The organism is Butyrivibrio sp. DSM 10294 (assembly GCF_028539135.1).
Lineage (GTDB): Bacteria > Bacillota > Clostridia > Lachnospirales > Lachnospiraceae > Butyrivibrio.
Genome location: NZ_JANSWL010000079.1, coordinates 1 through 24100, shown reverse-complemented (window position 1 = coordinate 24100; position 24100 = coordinate 1). Strand labels below are relative to the sequence as shown.

30 protein-coding genes and 2 pseudogenes are annotated in these 24100 nt (G+C 41.5%); 29 read left to right on the top strand and 3 right to left on the bottom strand.

Features of this window, described 5'->3' with window-relative positions; genetic code table 11:
- The 14 genes from NXH67_RS11570 to NXH67_RS11505 all read left to right on the top strand — a co-directional run bounded on the left by NXH67_RS11570 (position 1) and on the right by NXH67_RS11505 (position 9745).
- Entirely contained in the window at positions 1-366 is a 366-nt protein-coding gene (locus NXH67_RS11570; protein WP_026653331.1) for a replication initiator protein A, read from the top strand.
- A 64-nt stretch (positions 367-430) separates the two neighbouring features.
- A complete protein-coding gene (locus NXH67_RS11565; protein ID WP_272797467.1) occupies positions 431-1378 on the top strand; it encodes a DUF6017 domain-containing protein in 948 nt (315 codons plus the stop codon).
- A gap of 81 nt (positions 1379-1459) precedes the next feature.
- The gene (locus NXH67_RS11560; RefSeq protein ID WP_029233703.1) at positions 1460-1897 is read left to right on the top strand and encodes a hypothetical protein; all 438 of its coding nucleotides are present in this window, start codon (positions 1460-1462) and stop codon (positions 1895-1897) included.
- 30 nt (positions 1898-1927) lie between these two features.
- Positions 1928-2569 carry a hypothetical protein gene (locus NXH67_RS11555; RefSeq protein ID WP_272797466.1) on the top strand — a complete coding sequence of 214 codons (642 nt, stop codon included), beginning with the start codon at positions 1928-1930 and terminating at the stop codon, positions 2567-2569.
- Positions 2570-2805: 236 nt separating this feature from the next.
- Complete coding sequence (locus NXH67_RS11550) at positions 2806-3357, top strand: ECF transporter S component (protein ID WP_272797465.1); 552 nt, start codon at positions 2806-2808, stop codon at positions 3355-3357.
- A 3-nt stretch (positions 3358-3360) separates the two neighbouring features.
- Positions 3361-3957: a class I SAM-dependent methyltransferase gene (locus NXH67_RS11545; RefSeq protein WP_272797464.1), complete on the top strand. Its 597-nt coding sequence runs from the start codon at positions 3361-3363 to the stop codon at positions 3955-3957.
- A 308-nt stretch (positions 3958-4265) separates the two neighbouring features.
- Positions 4266-4709, top strand: coding sequence for a MarR family winged helix-turn-helix transcriptional regulator (locus NXH67_RS11540; RefSeq protein ID WP_026528282.1), 444 nt, complete (start codon positions 4266-4268; stop codon positions 4707-4709).
- The gene (locus NXH67_RS11535; protein ID WP_242826455.1) at positions 4702-5178 is read left to right on the top strand and encodes a GNAT family N-acetyltransferase; all 477 of its coding nucleotides are present in this window, start codon (positions 4702-4704) and stop codon (positions 5176-5178) included. Before NXH67_RS11540 ends, NXH67_RS11535 begins: the two co-directional genes overlap by 8 nt.
- A gap of 23 nt (positions 5179-5201) precedes the next feature.
- A complete protein-coding gene (locus tag NXH67_RS11530) occupies positions 5202-5756 on the top strand; it encodes a DUF5714 domain-containing protein (protein ID WP_272797463.1) in 555 nt (184 codons plus the stop codon).
- A gap of 78 nt (positions 5757-5834) precedes the next feature.
- Complete coding sequence (gene crcB / locus NXH67_RS11525) at positions 5835-6203, top strand: fluoride efflux transporter CrcB (RefSeq protein ID WP_272797462.1); 369 nt, start codon at positions 5835-5837, stop codon at positions 6201-6203.
- 46 nt (positions 6204-6249) lie between these two features.
- Entirely contained in the window at positions 6250-7452 is a 1203-nt protein-coding gene (locus NXH67_RS11520) for an MFS transporter (RefSeq protein ID WP_029319525.1), read from the top strand.
- A 72-nt stretch (positions 7453-7524) separates the two neighbouring features.
- On the top strand, positions 7525-7971 hold the full coding sequence (locus NXH67_RS11515; RefSeq protein ID WP_272797461.1) for a GNAT family N-acetyltransferase: 447 nt from the start codon (positions 7525-7527) through the stop codon (positions 7969-7971).
- Positions 7972-7992: 21 nt separating this feature from the next.
- Complete coding sequence (locus NXH67_RS11510) at positions 7993-8586, top strand: NAD(P)H-dependent oxidoreductase (protein ID WP_026511068.1); 594 nt, start codon at positions 7993-7995, stop codon at positions 8584-8586.
- Positions 8587-8839: 253 nt separating this feature from the next.
- A complete protein-coding gene (locus NXH67_RS11505; RefSeq protein WP_022755918.1) occupies positions 8840-9745 on the top strand; it encodes a hypothetical protein in 906 nt (301 codons plus the stop codon).
- On the opposite strand, the gene NXH67_RS11500 is transcribed toward NXH67_RS11505, so the two are convergent.
- Positions 9733-10626 carry a LysR family transcriptional regulator gene (locus NXH67_RS11500; RefSeq protein ID WP_272797460.1) on the bottom strand — a complete coding sequence of 298 codons (894 nt, stop codon included), beginning with the start codon at positions 10624-10626 and terminating at the stop codon, positions 9733-9735. The genes NXH67_RS11505 and NXH67_RS11500 overlap by 13 nt on opposite strands.
- Before the next feature lie 127 nt (positions 10627-10753).
- On the opposite strand from NXH67_RS11500, the gene NXH67_RS11495 reads away from it, so the two are divergent.
- The 9 genes from NXH67_RS11495 (at position 10754) to NXH67_RS11455 (ending at position 15634) form a co-directional block, all read left to right on the top strand.
- Positions 10754-11791: a YeiH family protein gene (locus NXH67_RS11495; protein ID WP_272797459.1), complete on the top strand. Its 1038-nt coding sequence runs from the start codon at positions 10754-10756 to the stop codon at positions 11789-11791.
- 184 nt (positions 11792-11975) lie between these two features.
- On the top strand, positions 11976-12626 hold the full coding sequence (gene deoC / locus NXH67_RS11490; RefSeq protein WP_022762004.1) for a deoxyribose-phosphate aldolase: 651 nt from the start codon (positions 11976-11978) through the stop codon (positions 12624-12626).
- Positions 12627-12692: 66 nt separating this feature from the next.
- Positions 12693-12854 carry a heavy-metal-associated domain-containing protein gene (locus tag NXH67_RS18390; RefSeq protein WP_081667329.1) on the top strand — a complete coding sequence of 54 codons (162 nt, stop codon included), beginning with the start codon at positions 12693-12695 and terminating at the stop codon, positions 12852-12854.
- 53 nt (positions 12855-12907) lie between these two features.
- Positions 12908-13192: a metal-sensing transcriptional repressor gene (locus NXH67_RS11480; protein WP_022762007.1), complete on the top strand. Its 285-nt coding sequence runs from the start codon at positions 12908-12910 to the stop codon at positions 13190-13192.
- Positions 13193-13278: 86 nt separating this feature from the next.
- Entirely contained in the window at positions 13279-13359 is an 81-nt protein-coding gene (locus NXH67_RS18465; protein ID WP_442870188.1) for a hypothetical protein, read from the top strand.
- On the top strand, positions 13359-13550 hold the full coding sequence (locus NXH67_RS11470; RefSeq protein ID WP_272797458.1) for a hypothetical protein: 192 nt from the start codon (positions 13359-13361) through the stop codon (positions 13548-13550). Before NXH67_RS18465 ends, NXH67_RS11470 begins: the two co-directional genes overlap by 1 nt.
- Before the next feature lie 52 nt (positions 13551-13602).
- A complete protein-coding gene (locus NXH67_RS11465; protein ID WP_013282512.1) occupies positions 13603-14040 on the top strand; it encodes a radical SAM mobile pair system MarR family transcriptional regulator in 438 nt (145 codons plus the stop codon).
- Complete coding sequence (locus NXH67_RS11460) at positions 14037-14735, top strand: radical SAM mobile pair protein A (RefSeq protein ID WP_022762011.1); 699 nt, start codon at positions 14037-14039, stop codon at positions 14733-14735. Before NXH67_RS11465 ends, NXH67_RS11460 begins: the two co-directional genes overlap by 4 nt.
- Positions 14711-15634 carry a radical SAM mobile pair protein B gene (locus NXH67_RS11455; protein ID WP_272797457.1) on the top strand — a complete coding sequence of 308 codons (924 nt, stop codon included), beginning with the start codon at positions 14711-14713 and terminating at the stop codon, positions 15632-15634. The genes NXH67_RS11460 and NXH67_RS11455 overlap by 25 nt, the downstream gene beginning before the upstream one ends.
- A 102-nt stretch (positions 15635-15736) precedes the next feature.
- Here the strand turns inward: NXH67_RS11455 and NXH67_RS11450 are convergent.
- Positions 15737-15892 (bottom strand): annotated as a pseudogene (locus tag NXH67_RS11450) (SIMPL domain-containing protein); the annotation flags it as partial.
- Between the two features lie 77 nt (positions 15893-15969).
- Here NXH67_RS11450 and NXH67_RS11445 point away from each other — a divergent pair.
- The 3 genes and pseudogenes from NXH67_RS11445 to NXH67_RS11435 all read left to right on the top strand — a co-directional run.
- Positions 15970-16563 (top strand): ParA family protein, encoded by a 594-nt coding sequence (locus tag NXH67_RS11445; RefSeq protein WP_272797456.1) that lies wholly within the window; start codon positions 15970-15972, stop codon positions 16561-16563.
- Between the two features lie 159 nt (positions 16564-16722).
- Positions 16723-18183, top strand: a complete 1461-nt coding sequence (locus NXH67_RS11440) for a sensor domain-containing diguanylate cyclase (protein WP_272797455.1) — start codon at positions 16723-16725, stop codon at positions 18181-18183.
- A gap of 5 nt (positions 18184-18188) precedes the next feature.
- Positions 18189-18365, top strand: a pseudogene (locus NXH67_RS11435) (tyrosine-type recombinase/integrase); the annotation flags it as partial.
- Positions 18366-19377: 1012 nt separating this feature from the next.
- Here NXH67_RS11435 and NXH67_RS11430 read toward each other — a convergent pair.
- Positions 19378-20463, bottom strand: coding sequence for a CdaR family transcriptional regulator (locus tag NXH67_RS11430; protein WP_272797454.1), 1086 nt, complete (start codon positions 20461-20463; stop codon positions 19378-19380).
- A gap of 180 nt (positions 20464-20643) precedes the next feature.
- Here NXH67_RS11430 and NXH67_RS11425 point away from each other — a divergent pair, with 180 nt between their 5' ends.
- The 3 genes from NXH67_RS11425 (at position 20644) to NXH67_RS11415 (ending at position 23905) form a co-directional block, all read left to right on the top strand.
- The gene (locus tag NXH67_RS11425) at positions 20644-21801 is read left to right on the top strand and encodes a glycerate kinase family protein (protein WP_272797453.1); all 1158 of its coding nucleotides are present in this window, start codon (positions 20644-20646) and stop codon (positions 21799-21801) included.
- A complete protein-coding gene (locus NXH67_RS11420) occupies positions 21794-23062 on the top strand; it encodes a GntP family permease (protein ID WP_022779920.1) in 1269 nt (422 codons plus the stop codon). The genes NXH67_RS11425 and NXH67_RS11420 overlap by 8 nt, the downstream gene beginning before the upstream one ends.
- Positions 23063-23464: 402 nt before the next feature.
- Positions 23465-23905, top strand: a complete 441-nt coding sequence (locus tag NXH67_RS11415; RefSeq protein ID WP_272797452.1) for a GNAT family N-acetyltransferase — start codon at positions 23465-23467, stop codon at positions 23903-23905.
- Positions 23906-24100: the final 195 nt, after the last annotated feature.

Sequence of the window (24100 nt, the reverse complement as noted above, 5' to 3'; positions counted from 1 at the left end):
ATGATGGATTATTTCTATAATACCCAGGCTGAGCAATTTGCTTCTGTAGAGATTCCAAAGGAGCTTCTGACAGGGGAGAATTTTTCTTCCCTGTCGGCTTCGGCCAAGATGCTGTACGCAGTTCTTTTAGACCGGATGGGCGAAGCCAAGAGGCACAACTGGTATGACGAAGAGAACAGAGTATATGTGATTTATCCTTTGAGTAAGCTTGAAAAGGATATCAGTTTTTCCAGACATACCATTATCGACTGTATGAATGAGCTTGAGGACTTTGGCCTTATTTCCAGATTCCAGATCAAGGGCAAGCCAAGCAGGATTTACGTCAAGAATTTTAATCGCAGACGCATTTTTCAGCTGATTGGGTAGTGCAATAATTGCACCACCTAAATCCACAGAGCGTCACACTAAGTTACCGAAGGGAGGGAAAGGATTGAGCGAAAGAATCATATTTGACTATTTCAAAGGTCAAGAATCTGAAATGCTATCCTTTTACAGAATACCAAAGCTGCTGTTCACAAATGCCTATTTTAAAGGCCTTGACGTACTTGCCAAGACTTTATACGGCCTTATGCTGGATAGAATGTCTTTATCCCTTAAGAATAAGTGGTTTGATGAGGAGCAGAGGGCATATATTTACTTTGCACAGCAGGAAGCCGCAGAAATGCTGGATTGTGGGGAAGACAAGATAAGGATCTTATTCAAGAATCTTGAGGAATATGGCCTTATTGAGCGCAGAAAGCAGGGCCAGGGGAAGCCTTCCATTATCTACCTCAAGAACTTTGTTTCTGAGGGTTCTGAAGAAGTTCAGACCTTGGAAAATCCCGGTTCTGAATCAGAAATAGAAGTTTCAGACCCCGGAAATATCGGGGTCAAGACCACGGAAAAATCGGGTTCTAGACCAAGGGAAAATCGGGTTCTAGACCACGGAAATTCCGGCCCTAATTATAATAATATTAATAATACTAACTTAGTTATAACCAATCATATCTCTTCGAAGCAGACAGATTTGAACGAGGATTACGAAATTTATTCAGAAATGATCAGGGAGAATCTGTCCCTAGATACTTTGCTTGATCGATATCCTCAGGAGAGAGAAACGATTGAAGGGATGTATGAGATTGTCCTTGAGACTGTTTTGTCTACTCAGGAGAAGATCCATATCGCCAAGAACGATTATCCCAAAAACCTTGTGAAAGCAAAGCTTCTCAAGCTTAACAGCATGCATGTTGAGTATGTGCTGGATTGCATGAAGAATAATACCACCAAGATTAAGAAGATTAGGCCTTATCTACTGGCGACCCTTTTCAATGCGCCTAGCACAATGAGCAGCTATTACCAGGCGGAGGTTAACCACGACATGGCATGCGGGCTCATTTAGATCCAGTTTGACATATCTGCGCAACCCTCATATACTTAAAAGTGCAATGAGGTAAACGTAACACTCATAGGAGGGTCGGATATGCCAAGAATCAATTTGTCGATTAGTGATGATTTATACAAGCAGCTTCAGAAGGCTGCAGATAAACAGAAGATAACTGTCAACAGTCTTATCCTTGAGACACTTGAGGATAAGTTCAACACCGCAGTAAGGTACGATTACACCGCAGCGCTTAAACTCATGGTCGCTGAGTCCAAGAAGATGGAGAAGGAGTTCACTCTCTCAGATCTTCCGACCTTTGCAGATGTAGAGCAGGTTCTTATCGAGAACAATATTAAAGAGTCTCCTGCATCAGTGAGAGCCAGACTTGGCAAGATGTACAACGAGGCAGTCAAGAAAGGCTCTATCAGTGGAGTGGAAAGAGCTGTTACAAATAAAAATGGTGTGGAGGAACTTAAGTTCTGGTGCCGTGCTGCAGTGTATTGCAACAAATTAAGCAAGGCAACTACCAAGAAGTAGTTGTGTTTTCAGAATTCATAGGAGGCTGAGATGATAGCATTATTACTTGAGATTGTATTAGCGATTATATTTGCTGTTATAGCCATCGTTTGTTTCGGCATTTTTAGGGCTATGCCTTTCTTTACAGGACTTATCGGTGCATTTGTACTGACGCTCCAATTTCCTGAGTTAAGCAATATAATTCCGGGAGAACCCAGATCAAGTATGATTGCACTTATACTGGTGATTGAGTTGATTATACTGGTACTGACATTGAATGAGCAGACAGGCCCAGCTATGGTAAAGTTCTCATGCTGCATGTTCCTGGGAATCATAATGGCGATTATTCATAGCAGCTTTGAGTGTGCATCCTGGCAGAAGGCAGTCTTGGTAACGGTTCTCTATCTTCTCATCATGGGAATTATAATAGTATCCAACCTTGAATCCATAGGAATTGAGAGCTCCGGTTATAGAAACATACTGGCTAGCATAATAGTCTCATTTATGTATGCTGCGTCTTTGGGATTCACACTTTTGGTCATCCTCAGTGCAATATGGGGCCAATATATAAAGCTCCGTTTCTCAGGAGATTTCTATGCTTCTTATGATAAGGTTGGAATGATAGTCGTTATAGCAGTAATGGCCGTGACAGCCATAGGATGCTTTGTTAGAGACAGACTGGAATTGGTATAAGATATAAATGTTTTCATAGTCATCTGGCGGATAAATACTGCCAGGTGGCTTTTTTTATTGTGTGAAAACGGATATAGTAGAAGATAAATATCTGAAAATTGTTGGAGGCGTAGAAGATATATTCCGGCATAATGTACTAAGGGGGATTTTATAACCCCCCATGGGGCTTGTGGCTGCTTTTTGGTGTTGCTATCATAATAGAAGTTTTGAAAAAAGAAACCAGGGGGTTAAGAAAAATGAAACAACAAAACTTAGTAAAAAATATGGTAGCAACTGCAATGTGTATTGCGTTGTGTGTGGTACTGCCGATGGCATTTCACATGATTCCGAATGCCGGATCGGTGATCAGCCCTATGCATATTCCGGTACTTATCTGCGGATTGGTATGCGGATGGCAGTATGGTCTTGTTTGCGGACTTGTCGGACCGCTTCTTTCATCGATTATTACAGGTATGCCACCAATGGCTATTTTGCCTGCAATGATGGTTGAACTTGCTGCTTATGGTATCTGTACAGGCATTATGATAAAACTTGTCAATACAGGAAAGATATATGCGGATCTTTATATAAGCCTGATTGTTGCCATGCTTGCAGGTAGGGTTATCGGTGGTTTGTCCCGCGCTCTCATTTTTGCAAGAGGTGAGTATTCAATAAAGGTATGGGCTACAAGCTACTTTGTAACAAGCCTTCCGGGAATTATCATTCAGCTTATATTCATTCCTACAATAGTATTTGCTCTGTATAAAGCAGGATTAGTAACAAATAGTACAGTAAAAAAGGCTGCATAACATATGGATATTGTCAGTAAAGAACAGGTAATTGATTTTTTTGACGGACTGGCTGAAAAATGGGATGACTTTGCAAGCAATGATGAATCTGTTACGCGTGATATCATCGGGAATCTGGGGCAGCTTGAAGGGAAAAAGGTGCTGGATATTGCCTGTGGAACAGGCTTCATGATTCCGTATTATCTGGAAGCAGGCGCAAAAAAAGTGACCGGGGTAGACATTTCAGCTCAAATGCTGGAAAAGGCCAGGCAAAAGTTCAGAAATCATTCCGAGGTTGATTTTATTAACGGAGATGCGGAGCAGTTTGAGTTTGACGAAAAATATGACGTATGCGTTATATATAATGCATTTCCTCATTTTCCGTCGCCGGAAACACTTATGCATAATCTGTCAACGGCTCTGGTAGATAATGGGAGTATATGCATAGCTCATGGAGCCAGCAGAGAGGTTATAGATGGCTGCCACGCAGATGGAGCATGCCACGTGTCACGGGGGCTTCCTTCAGACCAGGAATTTCTCGAGCTGCTTGAGAAAGACTTTGTCATTAAGACATTCATCTCAGATGAAAGAATGATAGAACTGATTGGGATAAAAAAGTGACTTACGCCAATCGAAAAAACGTCCCCAAATGGCACCCATATGACACCCAAATGGTAGTTTCCATGCGGGGTTGGGTATGATATTATTATAATGAGCCAAGGAATGAACGAGAGAACAAAATCGATTCATTCTTTGGCTTTTCTTTTAGCAAGAAGAAAGAACAAGCTCCCTGATGTTATTGCTTAATGAATATGCCCACGTAATTGCCATGTAGTTGTTTATAACGGCTATGTGGCTTTTTTATATTATAAATTAGTTGACAAATACAACTAATGATTTTATCATTTAAATCCATAGGAGGGCATTCGATGGATAAGGTAAAACTATTTCGAGAAAGTACCAGAGAATTAGAACGTAATCTTGAGAAGCTAAACAGTTCTGATTGCTGTCAATGTAACGTTAATACATCTCAATGCTTTCTGGTTGTTGAGATAGGCAGAAAACCTGGAATATGTGTAAAGGAACTTGCTGAACTTCTTAAGATGGATAAAAGTGCTGTAAGCAGATCTGTAGAAGAACTTGTCCAAAAAGGATATGTTTTGCGAGAACCTTCAAAAAGGGACCGTAGGTGTGTAGTGCTTAATCTGACTGATGAAGGAATGGCAAGATTCAATACAATAGAAAAAGATATGAATTTGAAGTTTGAGAGAGTTTTTTCAATGATTCCAAAGGAAAAACAGAGTCAGGTTTTAGAGGCATTAAATATCTATAATGATGCGATAAAAAAATCGGAGGTGGAATGCTGTGATTAGAGAAATGAGAGATGAAGACTGGGGGACAGTATCAGAGATTTACAAGCAGGGATTAGAAGAGGGAACATCAACTTTTAATACAGAGTGTCCTAGTTTTACTGAGTGGAATGAAGGTCACGTAAAGAATTGCAGGTTTGTTTTTGAGGAAGAAGGGAAGGTTGTAGGCTGGATAGCGTTAAGTCCTTCTTCGAGTAGGTGCGCATATAAAGGCTGCGTTGAAATGAGTGTATATGTTGATAGAAACTATAGAGGTCATGGGATAGGAACAGCTTTGGTAAATACGATTATCCGAGAAGCTGAGAAAGATGGATATTGGAGCATATATTCTGCAATATTTTCAATTAATAAAGCAAGTATAGCCTTACACAAAAAATGTGGTTTTAGGGAAATTGGCTATAGGGAAAGAATAGCTAAAGATCGATTTGGAAAATGGCAGAACACAACTCTTATGGAGTACAGAGCTTCATAATTAGTTTATAGGAGAAGCTACTTATGACTATTGAAGAAAAAGCAAACAGGATTATTGAAGATATACGTAATGAAAAAGGCGTAAATCCTATCAAGATGTTTAAGTCAATGGCAAAGAAAGCGTATATAAGCATACATGGGCCAGAGCATCATATATTAGATGGGGCATGTCTTTTAGTGGCTTATCATAATGCTGGTGGCAAAATAGATATAGACTATGCCTTGGAGAAGCTTTTGAAAGAAGGACTTCGGATGCCGGGAGCAATGTGCGGACTGTGGGGAATATGCGGAGCGATAACATCTATAGGAGCAGCTCTTTCTATTATTGATGGTACAGGACCACTTTCTGAGGATGGCACATGGGGAGATCACATGGCATTTACATCAAGCGCCATAGGAGAACTTGGCCAGATAAATGGCCCAAGATGTTGTAAAAGAGATGCTATGATTGCGTTCAAGCATGGAATAGAGTACGTAAGACAGCACTACGGAGTGCAGATCGAATATGAGAAGCAACACTGTGAGTTCTCATCGCAGAACCAGCAGTGCATCAAAGAAAGATGCCCTTTCTTTGGATAATGGAAAGCTTTTGGTTTCGGACGATTTAGAAATTATGGAACTTTGAATTTCAGTATATATGACAATAGAGAGGTTGATATGAATTTTCTATTTGTAGCACTTGGTGGTGCCTTGGGTGCAGTAGCGCGATATGCAATAAGTCTGATTTCTGTTAAGACTTATTTTCCGATATTAACTCTGATTACAAATATCCTCGGTGCCATACTAATTGGATTCGTTGTTGGAATTACCAGTAACCGAGAAAGTGTATCTGATAATACCATTCTTTTCTGGAAGACAGGGGTGTGTGGAGGTTTTACCACATTCTCTACATTTTCCCTTGAAGCTTTTAATTTGTTTGAGAAGAAACAATATATGAATGGCGGATTATATGTGGTACTGAGTTGTTGTTGCTGCATATTTGGAATTCTATGCGGAAAGAAACTTGCGACGATAATAAAACTTTGAATTTCAGGATAATGAAATAAGCAAATCGGGATTAGTGGAGTAGAACATGGATAAAAAAAGGGCTTTGTCTGGCGCCATAATATTTATAACCCTGATGGGAATCGTAAGTCTGTTTTCGGACATGACTCATGAAGGCGCCAGAAGCATATTGGGCGAATATCTGAACCTCGCAGGGGCATCCGCTGCAACCATCGGATTTGTGTCCGGTATAGGAGAATTGTGCGGGTATTCACTAAGGCTCATATCCGGATTTATAGCAGATAAAACGAAGAAATACTGGACATTTGTTATCACAGGCTATGTAATACAGGCTCTGGCGATTCCTGCACTGGCACTCGTACCTGAACATGGCTGGATTTGGGCCTGCGGTCTTGTGATCCTGGAGCGTATCGGAAAAGCGATAAAAAAGCCTGCCAAAAACACATTGGTAAGCTTTGCGGCAAGCGAGATCGGAACCGGAAAAGGCTTTGCCTATCAGGAGTTTCTGGATCAGCTTGGCGCGTTTCTCGGACCAGTACTGCTTTTTGTAACAGCTCTTGTAAAAGGTACAGACGACCTTTTTACAACATATAGAATCTCTTTTGCGATACTGCTTGTTCCTGCAATGATCACCATAGCTCTTGTTTTGACAGCAAAGATAAGATACCCTGATCCGGAGATCTTTGAAAAGCAGGAAGATAAACCGGCAAGCTTTGAATTCAGGAAGTCATTTGTTCTGTTCATGGCGGCCATCTGCTTTTTTGCTTTTGGCTTTGCAGACTTCACCCTGATCACACTTCATTCGGCTAATACCGGAGCATTTAATGAATCCATGCTCAGCCTGCTATATGCTGGGGCAATGGCTGTGGATGCCTTTGCTGCACTATTCTTTGGCTGGCTTTATGATAAGGTCGGGCTGAAGGCTCTGATCATTTCCACACTATGCAGCACATTCTTCTCATATTTTGTTTTTATGACTGGAAATGCCTGGTTGATCGGAGCTGGGATAATTCTGTGGGGGATTGGAATGGGTGCGCAGGAAAGTATTATGAAAGCAGCTGTCAGCGGAATCGTCCCGCGTTCCATGCGAAGCACCGGTTTCGGAATATTTGAGACAGGATTTGGTATTGCGTGGTTTCTGGGCAGTTGGCTTCTCGGTGCCCTGTATGATTTGAATCCTGTGTATCTTGTCACTGTGTCTGTGGTATCACAGTTTCTGGCGATTGTATTTTATGCTTTATGCCTCCGGTGCAATAAGACAGAGTGCTAACAATTCCAGTTTGTTGGAATGAGCATTATATCGGAATATATTCCAGGTTAAGGAGGTAAGGATTATCGGCTGATGATACGAGAAGCAAAAAAAGAAGATTTGGAAGCACTTTTGGAACTGTATCTTTACTTACATGAAGATAGTATTCCCAAGCATGATGAACATCTTGAAAAAACATGGAATCAGATCATTGAGGATCCGAATCACCATCTGATCGTAAATGAGATTGATGGTCAGATTATATCTTCCTGTGTTTGTGTGATCATCCCGAATTTAACAAGAAATATAAGACCATATGCTTTTGTTGAGAATGTGGTAACACATGCGGATTTCAGAGGAAACGGATATGCAGGTGAATGTCTGGATTATGCAAAGAAGATTGCGGAGAAGGAAAACTGTTACAAAATGATGCTACTGACAGGAACAAAGAAGCCGGAGACTATGCATTTCTATGAGACGGCTGGGTATAGCAGCAGTGATAAGACAGCTTTCATACAGTGGATAGAGATGGATAAGTAGCCATAGGTAAAGGAGTATGAAATGAAGGTATTCATTGTATATTGTCATCCAAGTAAAAATAGTTTCACATATGAAGTGAAAGAAGCTTTTATCAAAGGACTGGAGAGTGCAGGACATTCATATGAGATTTCTGATCTGTATGCAGATGGATTCAATCCCGTGATGCCGGAAAAAGAGTATATAAGAGAAGGATTTTATAATTTGGATAGTCCTGTATCGGAGGACGTTCTTTTTGAGCAGAAAAAGATAAATGAAGCAGATGCGATAGCTTTTATTTACCCTGATTTTTGGACTTCGTCTCCTGCTATGTTAGAGGGATGGTTTCAACGGGTATGGACTTACGGATTTGCATATGGGGATAAAACATCTATGAAATGTCTTGAGAAAGCTTTATTTTTGATTACCATGGGTGGGTCATTAAAAGATAAGGTAAGAAGAGATCAGCTGGAAGCAATGAAGACAGTTATGGTTGGTGACCGGATCAGAAATAGAGCAAAAACCTGCGAAGTATATGCTTTTGATGAGATGACCAGAGGCTATGGTAATGATGCTAACCGGGATAAAAACGCTGGTAAGTATCTAAGAAAAGTATTTGAAATTGCAAAAAACTTATAAAAAGGAATAATTCTGTTGAAGATAATTCTTTTGCAGATCCTGATTAAAATTGACTAAAGGAGTGAATAGCTGTGAAACGAAAAACAACAGACGAGACCCTTGCGGAGTCTTTCTTGGAAAGAGTGTCAGTAAATGTGATATTTTTAAGTAAGGAGGAATCGCGATCATCACATTGATTGCATGTTTTTTATAGAATATGTATAGAGTCAAGAGAATAATACCATACGCTTGTACAGTTCTGTTAGTAGCGCTGATGACACTATTTGCAGAAACTTTAAATGAGAAGGAGATTATATTTCCTGAGATAACAGCATTAGCAGTTGGATATATGGTGGCAAAAAATAGAAGCTGGAAGGTTAATGGAAAGCGTATGCTTTCACTGATAACAGGCTGTGCGATAATAGGAGTGTGCATTGTAAGATTTGTTCCGTTTGATACGTATATCGAAGTGATTTTGGCATTCACAATCGCTCAGGTAATCTTTATGTTTTCAGGAACCACGTTTGCACCATTTGTTTCAGCAATAGTGCTCCCGGTGATGATGCATACTACAAGTATAGTGTATCCTATAGCTGCATTTGTACTGACACTACTTGTAATATTGTTTCATAAACTTTTTCTATTTCAGGGAATCCGAGCAGATGAGGAATATGTTCCTGTGATGCTGAATTCCAGGGACGATATGGTAGATACTTCCATTAGAATCCTTTGTGTGACAGTAATAGCCGGTGTTGCATTCAGAACGGGTTATAGATTTGTTGTGGCACCTCCGTTACTTGTGGCATTTACTGAGTTTTCCAGGCCAAGGAACAAAACAAGAAATATGCCAGTCAAAACGGTGGCAGTGATAACTGTGTGTGCCATAATTGGTGTGATTTCAAGATATTTCTTTGCTATTTGGATAGGGCTTCCTATTACGATTTCAGCAATTGTTGCTACAAGTGGTATGCTTATCGTTATTCATTTTACTAAGATGTATATGCCACCGGTTGGCGCTATTACCATGCTGAGCATGATAATATCTGAAAGCGTACTAATCACATATCCGATTCAGATTTTTGTAGGAAGTAGCTTGATTCTTTTTCTGTCCCGGATGATTTTCATGAGACGGCAGGATAACAAGCTTTATGAAAAAGAACATGAACTTCATGCAGAATGAGTTATAGGTTGTATTTCCTCACATATTGCACGGATCTCTTCACTGAAAACAGTATCTTTGGGCCAGATGAAGGTAAAATCATGTTTTACCCTAAAGTCGTCAAGGGGGATTGTTTTCAGATATCCGGACTGCAGTCCTGATGCAACCGCTGCTTTATATAAAAAGGTGATGCCACAATCTTTTTCAATAAGGCTTATTATGGCATGCATGTTCTCCACCTGGGTAAAATTCCTAAAATCACTTGTGGAGTAATTGTTCAGGGCAAGAGCTCTTTCCAATATATTGCGCGTTCCTGAACCGGGTTCTCTTATAAGAATTCGCTCGGGAAAGAGATCTTTTATCACGCGTGGCTTCTGATTGAAAGAGTGCTTTGCCGAACAGACAGGAACGAACTCTTCTTTGCTAAAAAGCAGCGTTTCATAATCATTTTCAGGGAAATATCCTTCTACAAGTGCAAAATCTATAACACCGTCGGAGAGTTTTTTAAGAAGCTCCGATGTGTTGTCAAATGTAATCTTAAGATTAGTATCCGGGTGATTTTTTATGTAATCACTGATCGGATCAGCAATTATGTATTCTCCTATGGTCATGGTGACACCAAAAGAGATGTCTTTTAAGCCATGGTTATTCTTTGAAAGTATTTCTTTGAGACTTTCATCATCATTTTTTATCTGATTCATTTTTTTATACAGGAGTTTTCCGTTATCAGTTAGAAAAAGTTTTTTTCCATCCTGAGTAAACAGCTTTGTCCCGTATTCATTTTCAAGATGATGTATGTGCTGAGAAACAGCGGGCTGAGTAATATTCAGCTCCTTAGCCGCCTTGGTGAAATTGAGGTGCCTGCAAACACATAGAAAGGTATCTATCCTGAAATCCAGCATGATCAGTTCTCCATAACGATAAGAAATATTTATGGTTACATAATAATATATAATTTTATCTTTTTCAAGAGATAGAATAGAATAAGACCTGCAAAATAACAGATTAGAAAGTGAGAGAGGTCTTGAGATGGATTTTTTGAAAAAGAATTATATGGGAATATTTGTATGCTTTGTTATTGCGGTTCCTTCATGGCTCCTGGGAAAGCGATTCCCTGTCGTTGGCGGAGCGGTGATTGCGATCATTCTGGGTATGATAATAGCCCTGTTCTGGAATGATAAGGGAAAGGCATCGGATGGAATAAAGTTTACATCAAAGATGATCCTGCAGGCGGCTGTTGTCCTCCTTGGATTTGGTATGAATCTTTCGGTCGTTCTTCAGACCGGAAAACAGTCACTTCCTATAATTATCTGCACGATTTCAACATCGCTTATCCTATCATGGATTCTTCATAAGGTAATGAATATCAAAGGAAACACAGCTACTCTTATCGGAGTTGGCTCGTCAATATGCGGCGGCTCAGCGATAGCAGCTACGGCTCCTGTCATTGATGCAGATGATGATGAAGTGGCACAGGCAATTTCCGTGATATTTTTCTTTAACGTGTTGGCTGCACTTCTTTTTCCGTCCCTGGGAAAACTTATAGGTTTTGATATCTCAACTGGAGAAGCATTTGGTATATTTGCGGGAACTGCTGTTAATGATACATCTTCTGTCACCGCAGCTGCATCAACCTGGGATAGTATGTGGAACCTGGGGAGTCAGACTCTTGATAAGGCAGTTACGGTCAAGCTTACAAGAACACTGGCTATCATACCTATTACACTGGTACTTGCGTATCTGAGGGCAAGGGAAGCAAAAAAGGATGGAAGTTCGACAAATGGCTTTAGCTTTAGAAGAGCATTTCCGATGTTCATAGTCTTCTTTGTGATTGCTTCAATTATCACAACTATTTGCTTGAGAGCAGGTGTCCCTTCTTATGTTTTTAAGCCACTTAAGGAACTTAGCAAGTTCTTTATAATAATGGCCATGGCTGCTATTGGCTTGAACAGTAACATAATCAAACTAATTAAATCAGGTGGGAAGCCGATTTTGCTTGGCGGCTGTTGCTGGATCGGAATAACAGTTGTCACCCTTTTGATGCAGCATGTAATGGGAATATGGTAAAAGAAAAATAGGCGTTGACAAATACTCCCCCCTAGTATATATTGCAAATGGTAGGGGGGACTATTTTGTCGTCCCGTATTTATTGTCAAATTATGAACCAAAAAGACTATGAAATTTTTGGATGGACCTAAGGAATCCACCGCAAGCGGTACCACCCTTAGGTCGAAGAATGGAGGATACACGAATGAAACTTGAAGAAATATTAAAGATGGTTGATCACACACTGCTTGCTCAGGGAAGCACATGGGATGAGATAAAAGAGATATGCGACGATGGTATGAAGTACCATACGGCTTCCGTATGCATTCCTCCATATTATGTGAAGAAAGCCCGTGAGTATATGGGCCCTGATATGCCTATAACAACAGTAATCGGATTCCCGAATGGAAATACAACAACTGCATCCAAGGTTTTTGAGACAAAGGATGCGCTTGCAAACGGAGCAACAGAGATCGACATTGTTATAAACATAGGGGAGCTGAAAGCTAAGAATTATAAGTTTGTTCTTGATGAGATCAATGAACTCAAAGAAGCCTGTGGCGACCATACCATGAAGGTTATCATTGAGTGCTGCCTTCTTACAGAAGAGGAGAAGATCAAGATGTGTGAGATTGTTACGCAGTCAAAGGCAGACTATATCAAGACTTCAACAGGTTTCTCAACAGGCGGTGCAACCTTTGAAGATATAGAACTCTTTGCAAAACACTGTGGTCCAAATATCAAGATCAAGGCATCAGGCGGTATTGCATCAATTGAAGATGCTGAGAAATTTATTGAACTTGGAGCACACAGACTTGGCACAAGCAGGCTGGTAAAGATTGCTAAAAGTATGTGATTTAGAAAAACTATAAAACACTGGAAATGGAATAATCAGTACATATGGACAGAAATAATATTTTGACTGAGTTTAAAAAATATACGGATCAACAGAATTGATGGCGTATCTGCAAAACTGAACCTCAAAAAGAAGCAAGCTGTTGTGAAGTACGAAAAAGAGGTAGAGGATGACACCTTGATAAAGGAGATAGAAGATCTTGGCTATAAGGTTGTTTCTGTACAATAAATAGCCGGGATATGATACTATTAGTCAACATATGAATAATAGGGAGATTACTTATGGCACATAAAAAGACAGTCAGAACAGCAGCACAGAAAAAGGCTCTGACCAACCGGTTGAAACGTCTGGAAGGGCAGATACGTGGCCTGGAAAAAATGATCGAGGATGACGTATATTGCAACGACATCCTTCAACAGTCCATGTCTGCAGCCTCAGCAATAGACGGCTTTAATCAGGAACTTCTTGGATATCACCTGAAAGGATGCGTTACGGACGGCATAAAAAATGACGATGAAGAAATCGTGGACGAATTATTGAAGACGATCCGTAAACTCATGAAATAAAAGAATTACATTCATGAGTAACTATTCCGCGATAACTGCATCCAACATATGCGGGAATCCAACTCAGAAATGCCTGCGCAGAAATCATGGAAAAGCAGGGGTATGAGGAGCCGACGGGACAGGCGAAGATCACACCGGGATTCAATCTTTGGAGCAGGCGGAGGTAATGAGTCTTGCATCTCCAATGTTCTTCAACAACATTAGTGGCCCATTACAATCAGCAATAAGTAGAATTTACGCAATGGGTAAGCCGGAAAAACTTAAAAAGTGCGCCATGCTTCTAAGTAGTAGAATCGATGGGATTTATGAAGGTATTATGGAAATCCATAAAATCCGAAGTTATGATATGTGTGCTTGACACAAATACTCCTATATCGTAGTATAAAACTACGATATAGGAGTATTTAATTATGAAGACAAATGGTGGATTTCTTGTTACAAAAATAAAACAGCTGGGTGATCGTATATTTGAAAGGATACTGGCAGAAAAAAACATTGATGCATTTAACGGAGCTCAGGGAAGGATTCTTTATGTCTTATGGCAGGAAGATGGTGTTCCTATTAAAATTATTTCCGAGAAAAGCGGACTTGCAATTACTTCACTTACAACCATGCTTGAGCGGATGGAAAAAAACGGACTGATAAGCCGCAAAACTGATGAAGCTGATAAGAGAAAAACTCTTCTGTTCCTCACAGATAAAGCCAAAGAACTTAAAGAAGCTTATGACTCCGTATCCAATGAGATGGGGAATATTTATTATCGTGATTTTACGGATAAAGAGATTCTTCAGTTTGAAGAGTATCTTAACCGCATCAGGGTAAACCTTGAGGAATGGAGTGACAAATGAGTATCTGTATTAAAGATCAGATTCAGAACATGAATCTTGTTATAGGGTGCACTGTTGGATGTCCGTACTGCTATGCCAGAAACAATACGAGGCGTTATCACATCATAGATGATTTTGAAAAGCCACAGTTTTTTCAAGGAAAGCTTCGTATGATGGAAAAGAAAAAGCCGCAGAATTTTCTGCTGACCGGCATGAGCGATCTCTCGGGCTGGCATGAGGAATGGAGAGAGGAAGTCTTTAAAAAGATAGCAGAGAATCCTCAGCACCAGTTTCTTTTTCTTACCAAACGACCGGATCTTCTGTCTTTTGAAACAGATCTTGATAATGCATGGTTTGGCGTTACAGTTACGAGAAAGTCTGAGTTATGGCGTATTGATGCACTGCGGAGCAATGTGAAGGCAAAAAAATATCATGTTACCTTTGAGCCTTTGTTCGATGATCCGGGTAAGGTTGATCTTACAGGTATTGACTGGATTGTGGTGGGAACCATGACAGGTGCAAAGAGCAGGACTGTTAAAACAGATCCCGGGTGGGCTTATTCATTGACAGAACAGGCTCATGAACTGAACATTCCTGTATTCTGGAAAGAAGATCTTGTTCCGATTATGGGAGAAGAAATGATACAGGAAATGCCGGATGCTTTTAACAAAGTGCTGGAGGAACAGAGGATATGGAACAACCAGAAATCAAAGTAAATCATATAGAAACAAAAAGTGTAATGACAAAATCGAATACTCCTATTGGAGGATATTCGGTGAATCCCTATGTGGGGTGTCCCCATGCCTGTAAATACTGCTACGCATCTTTTATGAAACGCTTTACAGGGCATACGGAGGAATGGGGAACTTTCATGGATGTGAAAGACTGGCCTGAAATAAAGAATCCAAAGAAGTATGCCGGCCAGAAGGTGATCATTGGAACAGTTACGGATGGTTATAATCCGCTAGAGGAAACATATAAAAATACAAGAAGACTTCTGGAAGAACTAAAGGACAGTGGTGCGGACATACTTATCTGCACAAAGTCAGACCTTGTACTAAGAGATCTGGATCTGCTAAAAGAGATCAATGAAAATAGCAGACTTACAGTATCATGGTCAATCAATACTCTCGATGAAGAGTTTAAAGATGATATGGATGCGGCAGTAAGCATAGAAAGAAGGCTTGCTGCAATGAAAGAGGTATATGCGGCAGGCATTCGTACAATTTGCTTCATTTCACCCGTTTTCCCGGGGATTACGGATATAGAAGCAATCATAGACAGGACAAAAGATCAGTGTGACCTTGTATGGCTTGAGAATCTGAATCTTCGCGGAGGTTTTAAGGCAGATATCATGAAATACATTTCCGATAAACATCCGGATCTGGTGCCACTGTATGACGAAATTTATAACAAAAAGAACCGCAGCTATTTTGAAGCGCTGGAAAAGAAAGCAGAAGAGCTGGCTAAAAAGTATGATTGCAGGTTTGTTGATAATGAAACTTCGTATGAGAGAGTAGAGAAAGGACATCCAACAATCGTAGATTACTTTTACCACGAAGAAGTAAGAGGAACTGCCAATAGTGGAAAGAGAAATGTAATACATAATCCTTGATGGAAGAATAAATTCGAACATATCTCGGAAGATAGATGTTCTATTACAAAACTATGTGACACACACTGGAAAAGAAATACGTCTCCAGTGTGTGTTTTCTTATCACTTAATATCATATTCCAGCTTTACGGTTATTGTAGCTGTTTTGTGCCTGGAGCTGGTGTCAAAAGCCCCATCATATGAGTAACTACTGGTTCCTGAGTTCTTGGCAGTTATCTGGAATACTCCGAGGTTCGAGTTCTTAAGCTTTCCAAACTTCATAAAAAGGTTCTCATAAACAGGGCAATCTTTGAGGACTACTTAAGAAAAAATGGAAAAGATGGGAGGAAAAAAGTATGTGCAAAGTAATCGCAATCGCAAATCAGAAAGGTGGGGTAGCAAAAACCACTACTGCAATGAAACTTGGAATAGGACTTGCAAACAAAGGAAATAAGGTACTTCTAATTGATAATGATCCTCAGGGTAGCCTTTCTATCTGCATGGGATATAAGGATCCTGACAGTCTTGAACTCACTATCGTTGATGTTATTGAGAAGATTGTTAATAGGCAGGTCAGAAAATATGTAAAGCTTACAGATCTGATTCCTGAACTGATGCAGATGGTTGATGAAAAAGTAATTTCAATAGGAATGGGATATGATATTTCTTTCTTTGATAAGGAAGTCCAGAAGTGGATCTATGAATACCGAAAAGAAAATGGCATTCTCAGACCAGAACAGATAGAAGCGCTTAAGGCGCAGAAGAATCTTGAAAATATGCAACAGTACCCAGTTATACAGGTTTTGAACAGTGCGTTGCCTGAGCCTAAAACAAACGGAAAGGTCTCATTGTCAGAAAGAAAATTAAATAAGTATTTCCCTTCCCATATGTCTTCAAGGGAGCGTGAAAAGGTTATCCTTGAGCTTCTTGCAAAATGGAAGGAAGAATAGGAGGAAATGGCAGATGAAACTTGATTATCATTATGGACGACAGGCATTTGACATGATAACTGATTTAACTGCCATGTGCTTATGACGACTGTACGTAGTATAATTGGTATATGATACAAAAAAGCACTTTATATAGTTATTAGTCAAAAGGAGCAATAAATGGATAAAAGTTCAGTTGTTGACAGCCTTGACAATGGTGTAGGCAAATTTGGCGCAGAAGCCAGTATCGAGATAAAAGATCCGGTGCCTTTATTTGATGTATCTGCTTATCCTAAGGAGCAGCAGGACCTGGTAGCTGAATGCAACCGGAGAATTGAGGAGGCCAACGCGAAATATAGAATTGCCGGGATCAGAGAGGACATGTTCGCCAAGGGATTAAAGGCCGGAATGTATTTCTGTACCTTCGATCGCGATGAGAACTTGCTTAGCTTTGAGTTCAACGATGAGACCAGGCAGATGCTGGGATACGACGGACTTGAGGATCTTCCCAATGAATTTGACAGTTGGGTCAAGACTCTTGTGCCGGAGGAGCGGGATGCAATTGTTAAGCTGTTCTGGGACTCAGTGCGGATGCACAGAGAGCTGCCTGATATTACACATGCCACCTATCGTATGCAGAAGAAGGATGGCGGCATAATCTGGGTTACGGGAGCAGGAAGGTTTATCAGGCGTATAGATGACGGCTCTCTGGAAATTTACATGGGATGCTACCTGGATATCACGGCGCAGCAAGAGCTGGAGGAACATGTAAAAATAATCGAGGCCATCGGTAAAGTCTTTAATTTCTCGCTCTTTATTGATGTCAGAGATATGAGCTATCGCATGATAAGCTCCAACGAATTTGTGGAGATGGTTGAGAAGGATACGGATGCCCTGCAATTCCTCAAGAATAATGTGGATGCTTCAGTTGCCGAGAGCTTCAGACAGCGTCTGTATGACTGGCTTGATAAGGATACCATCCTTGAAGCTATTGAGGAACACGGATCCACATCCATGGAATTTTACAGCGAAAGCGCCAATCGGTGGTTTAACGGAGTCTTTATGGTGGGGGATCGCAATGAAGACGGAAGTCTGGCCCACATTGTGTATGGCTGCATGGATACCACGGACACCAAGCTGCAGAATCTCGCTCAGCAGAAAAAGATATCCGAATTTGAGACAGAGCTCTATATAGATTCACTTTCCAAGATCCGAAACAGGAAGTTCCTGGATGACAAGCTGATCTATGAACCCTGCAAGGCCGTGGTCATGGCTGATATCGACTTGTTCAAGGCAGTAAACGACACTGTCGGACATCGCGGGGGTGATGAGGCAATCCAGAAGGTTGCGAAAATACTTGATCGTTCTGTAAGAAAAGGTGATGTGGTCATACGCTACGGCGGTGACGAGTTTATGATGGTCTTCTTTGACATCACCAAGATGCACTTGGAAAATAAGCTTTCATACTTGAATTCGGTAGTGAAAGAAATTACACTTGATAATAACCCGGAAGTTCGGATCACCATGAGTTTCGGTGCCGCTTTCGGAACAGAGCTTGTAAACAACCTGATCGCGGTTGCGGATGAAGCTCTTTATGAGTCAAAAAAGATACGGGATACCTATACTGTAATTGAAGTATAAAAACTCATCACCTAAGACATACCTTTTGCACAAGACTCTGTGAGAACGATGTTAATCCCAAGGTGATTCAGGTCATCATGGGACACTCGGATATCACAACAACCATGAACATCTATGCAGAGGTCAAGAAGGAAAAGAAACAGGAGACATTCGAAAGTCTGCAGGGCAAGATTATATTTTGATGATAAGCGGGCGGCATATTACTTGCTGCCCGTTGTTACTATCAAATAAGATGTGCTGTGACTTCCGGTTGAAATATGTCAGCAGCATGTGTTGTTGTGTGCGTCAAACAGAGACGTGTTGTTGTGGGACACACTTCAAACCCGCATAAATACTGGGCTTTCTCGAAAAAAGATAGTGACAAAGGTATATAAAAGTGATAGAATAAGAGAGTAATAAATGACATTTCCGAGATGTGCTGTTGAGAGCACGATGTCCTTGGATCAAAGAGATATTGATTAGGACCCGGAAGTCCAGAAAAGTGGTATTCGGAATAGAAGACCACGGGCAGAGGTGTCAGACACACCGGCCACAACACTATTATTCCTTTCTATGGTCTTATAAGACCAGTATTGATGAGAATTCAAAGGTTCTTATTCCTCTCAGTTCGCTCCAATTCTGGATCAGGGGAGGCATCGAACAAATGTTTCCTACGTTAAAATCAACAAAATGACGTCCCTGTACGGATAAGGACGAGGCTGTCCGTGCTTCTACGGAGACAGACGGGTGACACGTTTTGACCTGCTTTCTGAAGAACGTTACGGAACGTGTTGGAAGCTGATGTAAAAGTAGAAAAATGATTCATGGAACACGACGGAAGCTGTCGTGGACCTGGATTTGTTGCTAAACAAATACAGGCAAGATTCAGAAGAAACAGCTTCTGGATGGTGCATAACAGGCACTTACTTTAGTGAAAACTAGAGTAGGTGCCTTTTTACTTTTGCAGCATATTCTCTTTTAAAGTTTCAAATATCACCCTTGCTACCAGTCTCGATCCAGCGGGTGAGGCATGTCTCCTATCCTCAAAATAAAGGTCAACTGACGGGTTCTTATGTATCTCTTCCCGCCAGATCTCACCGACCGGAGCTACAAGGCAGCCATATCATTGTAAAAGGTATGGCTGTTCCCAATAAATAGTGTTCTCATATTCCGTTTCCCTTTTTTCTGTCATAACAATATAGAAGATAAGACTTTTTATCCCTGATCACGAAGCGCCAGGTAAAAGAGCACCGCCTCCCTAAATTTTCTGGGATTTAGCCCGCTACTCTGGCTAATCCTGTTAAGTCGCTGCTGCACGGTATTTTTATGTAAAAACAGTTCATCTGCGGTGGCGGCCAACGACATTTCTTTTTCATAATAGATCTCAAGAAATTTCCTGTCTTCCCCTGAAAGTGTGGAAAGCACTTTGTCAGAGAATTCCCTAAATTGCTGCTTTGAAATACCGGAAAAGAGTATTTCCAATGTCAGTGTATCGAAATTGACATAGTAAAGCTCCTTATCTTTGATCGTTTTCAGTGCATGCTCTGCGCTTTGATAGGATTCATTACATTTATAAACTTCTACAGCCTTCCCGATTGCTGTCTTCACAATCTCCCCATGCCCTTCGGCGAAACGAATAAACATATACTCCTTTTTATCAAATTCTTCCGCTTCAACCAAGCCGATAAATAGTTTCGGATAGTTATAGACATAAATACCATTTCTCATTGAGCTGAACAGAGCCTCCACATGCTGCTCAAGTAAGGAGATATTCACGGGATTATAGCGGCTGTTTACTTCGATCTGTACCATTCGGTAGGTTTGTTCCCAAGCAATATTAAACTCCCTGAAGCATTCCCGCAGATAGTCCATGTTTTCAAATTCGCTGTAGATCAGTGAGCGGATCATGTACTGCTTCTTTTCATCAAATGTACGATGGACAGCATTTAATTCCTGTTCATGAAGGAGCAGGCTCGCGATTCGTTCAGCCAGCTTGGCAAAACGTCGAACTTCTGAGGGGTCGCCGGAAATACCGACCACTGCGATCACACGCATATGGTGGAACACCGGAATATTGATTCCCTTATGAGTTCCCGGGAATTGCTCATCCGATTCCACTTCAATGGTTTCTCCGGTTCGTGCCGACTCCCTTCCGATGTCATGGTATGTGTTCAGACGATCCGGGTCGCTGGAGGCATAGATCATCCCATTGGTATTGATGAAGTTGACATGATAACCGCAGACAGCATGGATATTGTCGACAATCTGCTGCGCCAGATTCCTGGAAATTGATGTGATCATGGTAAAACCTCCGGATTGCAGATGCTGTAATCATAGCTAATGTCATAGATGACAATTAATTTGCTAAATAATATATATTTAATATTATGTGTAACATATCATAATGAAATTCTTTTGTCTATAATACATTCATAACGAAGCAGAACTGGAACAGTTAATCGAAAAAAGGAGAAAAGCGTCATGAAGGTTGTAACAGCAATAGATTCTTTTAAAGGAAGCATGTCCTCCATCGAAGCCGGTTATGCAGTAGCCGAGGGCTTTAAAAGAGCAAACCGCACTGTGGAAGTGGCTGTCCGCCCGCTGGCCGACGGGGGTGAGGGAACGGTGGAAGCACTGATCGAGGGAATGAACGGAGAACGACACGAGGTTGTTGTGACAGGTCCTTTGGGAAGTCCGGTGAGCTGCGCTTACGGAATTATACGTGATACCATGACCGCTGTGGTGGAAATGAGCGGCGCGGCAGGCATAACTCTCGTGGCAAGAAATGAATTAAACCCTCTAAATGCGACAACCTATGGTGTCGGGGAAGTCATAAAAGATGCGATCAATAAAGGATGTAGGCGTTTTATCGTAGGGATAGGCGGAAGCGCCACAAATGACGGTGGCGTAGGCATGCTGCAGGCACTGGGTTACGAATTTCTGGATAAGGCCGGAAGGCAGATTCCTTTCGGTGCCAAGGGCCTTAAGGAGCTTGAGACCATCACCGATACCTATGTAATCCCGGAGCTTAATGACTGCGAGTTCATGGTAGCCTGTGATGTTACGAATCCGCTCTGCGGAACCGACGGCTGCAGTGCGGTGTATGGTCCTCAGAAGGGGGCAACTCCTTCCATGATCATGGATATGGATAAATGGCTCGGCTATTATGCTGCGGCTTCAAGGGAAAAATATCCCCAGGCAGATCCGAAGTATCCCGGCACCGGTGCAGCCGGTGGTCTTGGATTCGCTTTTTTAACCTATACAAACGCAAAATTACAGTCCGGGATCAATATCGTACTTGAAGAGACTAGGCTGGAGGATTATATCAAGGATGCCGATCTTGTGGTGACCGGGGAAGGCATGTTGGATTTCCAGACAGCCATGGGTAAGGCACCTGTTGGTGTGGCAAAGCTGGCAAAAAAATACGGCAAGCCCGTGATCGCCTTTGCAGGTGGAGTGACTGAGCAGGCTGTGGAGTGCAATCGAAACGGTATCGACGCATTCTTTCCCATTGTAAGAGGTGTAACCACACTCGATGAAGCCATGGACAATACAAATGCCAAAAACAATCTGGCTGCTGCTGCGGAACAGGTAATGCGGCTTATGCTCATAAATATAGGAGGAACAAGTCATGTATGATTTTTCAACCATCGGTGCAATCATTGGTATGGCAATTGCCATTATACTTATAATTAAAAAATTCCATCCCGCTTACAGTCTGATCCTCGGCGCCCTTGTCGGTGGTATTGTGGGATCTGCGGGAAATCTTGGATTAACAGTAAGCACGATGATGACAGGTGCCGGCAGTATGATCACTTCGGTGCTGCGCATCATGACTTCCGGAATCCTTGCCGGTGCTCTGATAAAAACCGGTGCGGCGGAAAAGATTGCTCAGGGAATCGTCGGAAAGCTTGGCGCAAAAAAAGCCCTCCTCGCCGTTGCCGTTGCAACAATGGTAATCTGCGCTGTTGGTGTGTTTGTGGATATCTCAGTTATTACAGTAGCGCCTATCGCTCTGGCTATAGGTAAGGAGGCCGGTTACAACAAGCAGTCCCTTCTTCTTGCCATGATCGGAGGAGGAAAGGCCGGAAACATTATTTCTCCTAATCCCAACACCATCGCAGTCTCAGAATCTTTTGGTGTGGATCTGACATCTCTTATGATGAAAAATGCGATTCCGGCAATCTGCGCACTAATCGTAACCGTGATTCTTGCCAATCTTCTTTCAAAAAAAGAAGGGCTTAAGGTGCTAGAATCCGATCTTGAAAAAGGTGAAACCAAGGAGCTGCCTTCATTCCTGACAGCAATTCTGGGACCTTTGGTGGTGATCATCCTTTTAGCGCTTAGGCCTATCGCAAATATTACGGTGGATCCTATGATCGCATTACCAATCGGCGGTCTTGTCTGCACCATTGCCACAGGCAATATCAAAAAGTTTGGATCCTTTGCAGAATTCGGTCTCGGAAAGGTAACAGGTGTTTCCATCCTGCTACTTGGAACCGGAACCATTGCAGGAATCATCAAAGCCTCTGCCCTTCAGCAGGATGTTGTGAATATTCTGAACATCTTTAATATGCCGGCTTTCCTGCTTGCTCCAATTGCAGGTATCCTGATGGCCGGAGCAACAGCCTCAACCACGGCAGGAGCAACAGTTGCAGCCCAAACCTTCTCTTCGATCCTTACTGCCGAAGGCGTAAATGCTCTGTCTGCCGGCGCTATGATTCATGCCGGAGCAACAGTGATAGATTCTCTGCCCCACGGTTCCTTCTTCCATGCTACAGGCGGTGCAGTAAACATGAACATTTCGGAGCGGATGAAGCTTATAATATTTGAAGCTTTGGTAGGATTAACAAGTACGGTGGTCGCAGTGCTGATATTTGCGGTGACATCCGCAATTTAGCAGGTCATGAATAATCCTTCATACTTACAGATTTACATTCAATAGGTTTCTGAGCTGATTGACCACATCAGTAATTCTGTCAAGAGAATTCTCGTGACTTTAGGATAATATCTATAGCTCTGGAAATTCCAGGGCTATTTTATTTTTGTCTGAAACAAGGTATGATTATTCATAAGTTGTCTGAAAAAGATGTTTGGGCAAGAGGAGTAATAGAGTTCTTTTGCAATCCTTGAGATATCAGGTCCGGGAGAGTTTGAATTTCAGAAAAGAGTTATCGCCACCGCGGAACAGGACTCAAAGCTTCCAAAGGATATAGATAGAATAATATCCAAGGCAATGTATCTGACTCATCCCGGAGTTGATGTGGTGGGGATTATACAGCGGATAAGCTGAGGTGGACAGATGGAACTTAAACGAATAGGAATTGAGCAAAAGGAAGCAATAAAAAGGCTGTTTGTAAGTGTTTTTACAATCGAACCCTGGAACGATGACTGGTCTGATGATAATCAGTTGGATTGTTATATAGATGATCTGATGGGACAGGGATATTCGCTTGCATATGGATTATATGATGGTGATGAGCTCATCGGTATGTCGCTGGGCTACATAAAGCACTGGTATACTGGAACAGAATATTGTATCGATGAACTATGCATAAGAACCGACAGGCAAGGAGCTGGAGCGGGTACTTTTTTCTTGGCTGAAATAGAAAAGACAATAAAAGAACTTGGATTGAAGCAGATCTTTTTACAGACAGAAGCTCATGCTCCTGCTTATGAGTTCTATAAAAAGAACGGCTATACCGAATTACAAGGGCACGTATCATTCGCCAAAAAGCTGTAATCCGCAGAGATGGCTTGAAAAGAACATCGGGACACAAATAAAATTTCAGTTAAACACTCGTGGAGCGGATTTGTGATAGTATGAGTGTTTGCTGGAACAACTCATTTACAGAAAGACACTTGTTACAGCAATGGTTTATTGTAGGAGTGCCTGAGAAAAGAGGCATGTACACTTGGAAATAGATTGGATTACTGT